Source organism: Mesorhizobium sp. M7D.F.Ca.US.004.03.1.1 (assembly GCF_003998635.1).
Taxonomy (GTDB): Bacteria; Pseudomonadota; Alphaproteobacteria; order Rhizobiales; family Rhizobiaceae; genus Mesorhizobium; species Mesorhizobium loti.
In genome coordinates this window covers 1-6,089 of sequence record NZ_RZQG01000331.1, presented here as the reverse complement: position 1 = coordinate 6,089, position 6,089 = coordinate 1, and the positions used below count along the sequence as shown (strand labels likewise).

The window sequence follows — 6,089 nt, the reverse complement described above, 5'->3', positions numbered from 1 at the left end:
ATCATGAGCTATGCGACGGCTCTCAGCGGCGGCTCCGCCAACGTCCCCAGGCCTGCGCATCCCGAGCAGGCGATCGTCTTTCCGGGGCAACCGGTCCGATGCGTCCCTTGCGGGCAGCAATGCCCGTTTGACGCCGACCATTTGGAGCAGTCGAAGACCCTGCCGCTGCCATGACAGCGCAGGCATTCCATATCTGAAGTCATCGCCAATTCTTGCCCAACCAAAACGCACTACCCCCACGCCGCAAGTAGCAGGAATCATTGCGCTTTCAAGCACAGCGCCCTGACTTAAATTGGGTGGATTGATGATGCGGGGAGAGACGGCCGGCGTCGACTGGGGGGCCGGTTGAGCGGCCTAAGCCTTGGAAGATCAATCCACGCCTGCAACGGCGGGCTGTTGCCCGGCCGTCATTAAGGTCATCGTGATGAGCTTCCTCGCCTCGATCCGCTTAAGGCAATGATCGGGAATATCTGGCCACGTCGCCTTGGCGCATTCTTTCTCCGTGACCGCGACGGATGTCTCCGGCTGCACGTTCGCGGCCTGCGTAGCGGTGGATGACGCGAAGAGAACCGTCTGAGTCAGCAGAGCCGATAAGGCGGCGACCTGGAACAGCACAGCAGCAAGGGCGATCTTTTTGAGCATGCCAGAGAACGCTCTTCAACGGTCCCGGTTCCTCCAGCTTTCAGTTTTCGGCGCCCTAGCGGGAACAAGAGACGCGGATTCCGGTTAAATGGATTATGCCAAACAAGATCAAGGAACCGCCACCGAAGGCCGAACCGAAGAAGGCAGATCCCCGGCGTCGCGACAAAGAAGCACCGCCAGAGCTTGAACACGTCGATCCGCCACCGCGAGACGTGCGAGAGGCACCGGTACCCAATCCAAATGGCGACAAGAAATCCTAACGAGATCGCCGAAGCCGAAGGCCAGGCTACATGCCTGCTACGCGACAACGCCGTAGCCCCGGTGTCGTGATGTCATAGACGAGTGCGCTGGATCAGCGGAAACGATTCACCCGCGAAAGGCGGCGGGTCCGGCCTTTTGAGGCAACCTAAGGACTTCCGATTCCGTAGGCATGCGGTAAATCAGCCCTTTTGGGTGATCGACTGAAGGTCTCATAGCTTTGAAAAATTTGGCTCCCCGGGCCGGATTCGAACCAGCGACCAACCGGTTAACAGAGGTTTCCTATAGCACTCCCACGCATCAGCCTGCGACACACCGAAACTCTCAACCCCTTGCACCGCAAGGCATCTGCTTGTTACACCATGCCGCACCTTGTCGCAATACGTAGTGACAAAGCGCGCCGGTTTGTGTAGATCATTGTGTAGATCACGCGAACCGGTTTCTCGGGGGACGCTATGCCGACCGTCGAACTGACGGACAAATTCATCCAGGCCGCCAAGTGTCTCTCCGGCCGGAAGACCGACTATTTTGATACCATAGTGAAGGGTCTGGTGCTCCGCGCTTCATCGGGCGGGCAAAAGACATGGTATGCGGTGTATGGCCCGCCGGCGAAGCGGCAATGGCTCAAGCTCGGCACCTATCCGGAAATACCGCTCGGCACCGAAAAGGGAGCCCGCCAGCGCGCGAAGGACACGCGCGCGAGGGTTGGCGACGGCGGCGACCCCGTCGCCGACAAGAAGGCGCTCGCGGCTTCGCAGACTGTCGCCGACCTGGTTGAGAACTATGTCGCCCGTCGAGCTTCCACGAAGCGCTCGGCCGACGAGATAGCGCGCCGGCTCCGCAAGAACGTCAAGGACGTGATCGGCGACGTCAAGCTGGCGGAGCTGCATCGGCGCGATCTCACCAAGTGCATCGACGCCGTCAAGGACCGCGGCGCCCATGTTGAAGCAAATCGAGTTTTCGAGGACCTCCGCGCCATGGTGCGCTGGGCGAGGGGCCGCGGGGATCTCGATGAAAACCTCGCTGAAGGGATGTCGAAACCAACCGAGACGGCCGAACGCGATCGCGTCCTCCCCGCCGACGAGATCAAGACGATGTGGGCGGCGTTGCCGGAAGCAGATATGCGCGAAAGCACCCGGAGGATCATCCGGCTATGCCTGATCACTGCGCAGCGGGTTGGCGAGGTTGCCGGGATGATGGTCGATGAACTCGAGCTCGATACCGCCGTCTGGACCATCCCGCCTGAGCGCTCCAAAAACAAACGCGAGCATGTCGTCCCCCTGTCGGCGATGGCCGTCGCGACTATCCGCGAGCAACTGGCCGACGTGAAGGCGCTGGCTGAACGCAAGGGCCGGGAGGTACCGGTATTCGTGTTCCCTGGGCCCGGCGCGCGAGCTCCTGTCACCGGCTCATCGATCCCGAAGGCTATCAAGCGCGAGGAGGTCACCAAGCGCGGCCTCACCACGATCATGGGAATCGCGCCTTGGACACCTCATGACCTTCGCCGATCGGCCGCGACTGGCATGGAGGAGCTCGGGATTTCGCCCTTCATCGTCGGCCACGTCCTGAACCACGTCAGCGCTACCAGGGCCAGCATCACCTCGAAGGTCTACGCTCGCTATTCATACGATAAGGAGAAGCGGCACGCACTGGACCTGTGGGCCGATCGGCTGACCGGCCTCGTGGCCGGCGGCACCAGCGTCGTGTCGATCGGCGCGAGGAGCGCGGCGTGACCTCCGAAAAGCCGTTCAAATACACTTTCGATCAGCTCGCCGCGATAGCTGATACACTTGACGTCGACGAGGATCACCATGACTGCAGATACGTCGAACGCGTAGTGGGCGAGTGGAAGGCCTACACTGAAGACGATGTGCGAGCCGAACTCGCTCGCAATGCAAAGATCGCGGACTTGGCGGAGCAGCTGCTTGACGAGCTCGAGCCCGAGAATGATTTTGATATCGACGAGCACTTCTCCGAAGGCAAGCCAGCCACCTTGGTCGGTCATCTGGTCTCACTGCTAAATTTCGTGGAACAGGTCTCAGACCTTCATCCACCACGGAAAGGAAGACGTCCTCAGATCCCATCTGCGCTGTCGGCGCGCCTCATTGAGTTTTGGGAGAATTCCGGGCGGCGTGTCAGTCGTTCATCGAAGGTTGACGATGAAACCGACGAGCAGACCCCAAGCGGTCCCTTGGTGAGATTCTTGCTGGCCTCGTGCTCACCAATCTTGGCGCCTCCACCGACCGCAGACGCAGCGGCCTCGGCGATCCGAACTTATCAAAAAGCCAGTGGTGAGCATGGTGAAATGGCCACCGAAGAGCAGGTCATTTCCGCCATTGTGACAGACCGCACTCACTGAGCTTAATTGAGTGTCGCCAAATCAAGGAGCGACACCATGAACGCAACTCACCAACAGGACGAACTGGTCGACGAGGCAGCGGCATGCCGCTTGATCGGTGGCAGCAGCACTCCGATCCATCGCTCGACCCTCTGGCGCGGCATTAACGCCGGCCGCTACCCGAAGCCGCTGAAGATCAGCGCGAGCACCAACCGCTGGCGTGCCAGTGAGCTCGCCGCCGTGATTGAAAAGGCGGCCGCGGCGCGCAACGAGGTGGCGGCATGACGATCGCCGCCGGCGCCGTCCTCTTCCTGGCTGCAGCGCTCCTCCGGACCCGCTACGGCCGGCTAACGCTCGCCCTGTCGCTCTTGCGCGCCGGCAACGTGCTCATCGAGGCTGCTGAGCGGGCCATGGGGCCGCAGCGATGACAGGCGCCGCAGAACCGGAGATCCCGGTCAAGCTTGCCGAGGCGGCAAAGTGGCTCGCCGAGACACCGCGCGCCGGTCGCGGCAGCGCCGTGCCTGAAATGCAGCAGCGGTTCGGGCTCTCTGTGGCTGAGGCCTGCGAGGTCTGTCGCCTGAACAATTTACGCCTTGCGAGGGCAACGTGACGAAGCGCGACTGGTCCCGCGACGCCGATCGCCAGCGCATCACCCGCCAGGGCGCTGAAAGCGCCGGCCGGCCTCGTGGTGGCGCCCGAAAGGAAGCTAATGCGGCGGAGATGGTTTCACGCGTGCTGCGATGTCGCTGCGGCCATAGAGGCCGCATCGAGTTGCCGGCCGAGTTGTTGGCGGGAAAACGCTTCAAATGCTCGCAATGCGGCCGACGGGTTAGCTGATCGTGAGCGCGGGCACTGTGAGTTTTGCCAGCAATGAACGTGTCGCGAGATGCGCGGCCTGGCTCGTCAGGACACCGGCATCGCAGCGCCCGCCGGCGAGCGTCTATATCAACGTTTTGAGAGACTATTTTGGGTTGTCCTCGGCGGAGTTAATCCTCGCTGAGAAGGAAGCCGATCGGCTGCGCCGGGAAGAGCAGTCGAGATGACGTCTGGCCCGGCGCCGTGGTTTCGCACCTTCCCTTCGGAAGTTCTCGCCTCAACGCGAGGATTGAAGCCGTCGGATGTCGGGATCCTGCACCTTCTGGAGTGCATCCTACACGAGCGCGGCGAGCCTATTCCGGAAGACCACGACATGCTCGCCAGGCGATGCGGAGCGACCAAGTCGACCTTCGCGAACGCCCTCGAAACGCTTGTCTCGATGAAGAAAATTACCCGACGCGATGGCTGTCTCTGGAGTGATGACGTCCAGGCCGAACATGAGTTTCGCGCGGAGAGATCATCGAGTGCGAAAACTGCGGCGAATAAACGATGGGGAAAAACCGAAGGAAAACAACGACGCTCCGATGCGAAAGCAATGCCATACCAGAGTCAGAGTCAGAAGGCAGGCTTTCAGCCTGCCGTTCTGTCGCGCTCGACATTGACTGTTGAAGGGGACACTCGACCTACGGTCGTGTCCCCTACCACACCACGATCAGACGATGGCTTCAATCACGAGCCGTGGAATCAAGGCGACGACGGCCCCGACGAATACGACGGTCCTGAAGAGGGAGACGATTATGTTCCACTCTAACGCCTCAGAAGTCGCCATCGCCCGACGGATCGCGAGGCGGTGGATTGTCCAAAGTGTCGATCAGACGATCGGCGAGAACTCGGTAGCGTCTCGCGTCATCGGCTGTAATGGCGGCATGAGGATCGTGCGCCGCGGCATTCCCGATCGCAAACAAGTCGTCCAGGAGTTTCGACGTGCTTTCGTCGATGACCATGTGCTTGCGAAGCATGCGCATCGTGCCGCGCGCCCCGCCGAAAGTCCTGTAACCCGCGCGTGTTCCTGCTCTGCCGACCGCCTCTTCTGCCTCCCGACGGATTTCCATCAACGCGGTTCTCGGCGAGATCGCCACCAATTGCTCAAATCTCGACAGCTCTTCAGGTGTTGCAGGTGCAGGCTCCTGTGGTGGCGCCGGCAACCTCTCGACCACGATCTCAGCGTCCTCGAGTCTCCGGTGAAACGAGATTTCGGTGTCCTTGTGCTTCAAATGCAGCCGCGGCAAGAGCGGTCTAATCTCGCCTCGAAACAACCAGACCGCAGTGACCACCGCCGCCGGCCAGGCGAGCGATGTGATCGAGCCGATCACCGAAGCGAAAAAATCGAGGTAGTTCATCGTCGTCCCCCAAGCCCCACCCTACATCGCGCCTCCTTGCGAGCAGGGTCAAGAGGCGGCCCCGCAGGGGGGAGGGTCAAGACCTACAGCCAAGAGGGTTTCTACCGCTTGGTGTCCCACGTTCGGATTTTTTTTCCGCACCACCGAAAAACAGGACTCTCCCGATGGAAATGAGCAAACGAAAGGCCAGGCCGAAGGCCAGGAAACCGCAGAAACCCGCGGCTTTGACGACGCCACCCAGTTGGATGACGGCGGCGGGAAAACGCCTGTACGGCGAGCTGATCGCTATCCAAATCGAGTATTCAGGCAAGATTTCCCGCGCGAAAGCTGACGAAATCGCGGACTTCGTCGACGTGCGAACGCGCGCCGACACGTTGCGTCGTCTGTTCCGGGTAGAGGCTCGAAAAAAGGACAACGTCTCCCAGGTCATGGCTATCGGCCGTGAGATATCGTCGACCACAGCAACGGCACGGAAGCTCGCCCACGGCATCCAGTTCGAGGTCGACGAATGACCGCCCGCCGCCGTGTCACTCCGACCCCGCTCGATCCCGCTGAAATCCCCGCGGCCGCCGGCGCCTGGTTCTCGCCACCGGTGATGATGGCGAGCGCTGCGCACTCGAAGGCCTACCGCTGTC

The 6,089-nt window shown here is 61.2% G+C and carries 9 protein-coding genes; 7 read left to right on the top strand and 2 right to left on the bottom strand.

The window, feature by feature from the left end; genetic code table 11:
- Positions 1-369: 369 nt before the first annotated feature.
- Positions 370-642: a hypothetical protein gene (locus EN935_RS18825; protein ID WP_109668773.1), complete on the bottom strand. Its 273-nt coding sequence runs from the start codon at positions 640-642 to the stop codon at positions 370-372.
- 713 nt (positions 643-1,355) lie between these two features.
- Between EN935_RS18825 and EN935_RS18820 the strand changes: the two genes are divergently transcribed.
- The 6 genes from EN935_RS18820 (at position 1,356) to EN935_RS18800 (ending at position 4,865) form a co-directional block, all read left to right on the top strand.
- On the top strand, positions 1,356-2,633 hold the full coding sequence (locus EN935_RS18820; protein ID WP_127262556.1) for a site-specific integrase: 1,278 nt from the start codon (positions 1,356-1,358) through the stop codon (positions 2,631-2,633).
- Positions 2,630-3,259, top strand: a complete 630-nt coding sequence (locus EN935_RS18815; RefSeq protein WP_127262557.1) for a hypothetical protein — start codon at positions 2,630-2,632, stop codon at positions 3,257-3,259. The genes EN935_RS18820 and EN935_RS18815 overlap by 4 nt, the downstream gene beginning before the upstream one ends.
- Positions 3,260-3,295: 36 nt before the next feature.
- Entirely contained in the window at positions 3,296-3,523 is a 228-nt protein-coding gene (locus EN935_RS18810; protein WP_127262558.1) for an AlpA family phage regulatory protein, read from the top strand.
- Complete coding sequence (locus EN935_RS40855) at positions 3,520-3,666, top strand: hypothetical protein (protein ID WP_164757540.1); 147 nt, start codon at positions 3,520-3,522, stop codon at positions 3,664-3,666. The genes EN935_RS18810 and EN935_RS40855 overlap by 4 nt, the downstream gene beginning before the upstream one ends.
- Entirely contained in the window at positions 3,663-3,848 is a 186-nt protein-coding gene (locus EN935_RS18805) for a hypothetical protein (RefSeq protein ID WP_127262559.1), read from the top strand. The genes EN935_RS40855 and EN935_RS18805 overlap by 4 nt, the downstream gene beginning before the upstream one ends.
- A gap of 429 nt (positions 3,849-4,277) precedes the next feature.
- Positions 4,278-4,865, top strand: a complete 588-nt coding sequence (locus EN935_RS18800; RefSeq protein ID WP_127262560.1) for a DUF1376 domain-containing protein — start codon at positions 4,278-4,280, stop codon at positions 4,863-4,865.
- A gap of 4 nt (positions 4,866-4,869) precedes the next feature.
- Here EN935_RS18800 and EN935_RS18795 read toward each other — a convergent pair whose 3' ends face one another.
- Positions 4,870-5,454: a DUF4145 domain-containing protein gene (locus tag EN935_RS18795; RefSeq protein ID WP_127262561.1), complete on the bottom strand. Its 585-nt coding sequence runs from the start codon at positions 5,452-5,454 to the stop codon at positions 4,870-4,872.
- A gap of 164 nt (positions 5,455-5,618) precedes the next feature.
- On the opposite strand from EN935_RS18795, the gene EN935_RS18790 reads away from it, so the two are divergent.
- Positions 5,619-5,966 (top strand): hypothetical protein, encoded by a 348-nt coding sequence (locus EN935_RS18790; RefSeq protein ID WP_127262562.1) that lies wholly within the window; start codon positions 5,619-5,621, stop codon positions 5,964-5,966.
- The last annotated feature ends 123 nt before the right edge of the window (positions 5,967-6,089 follow it).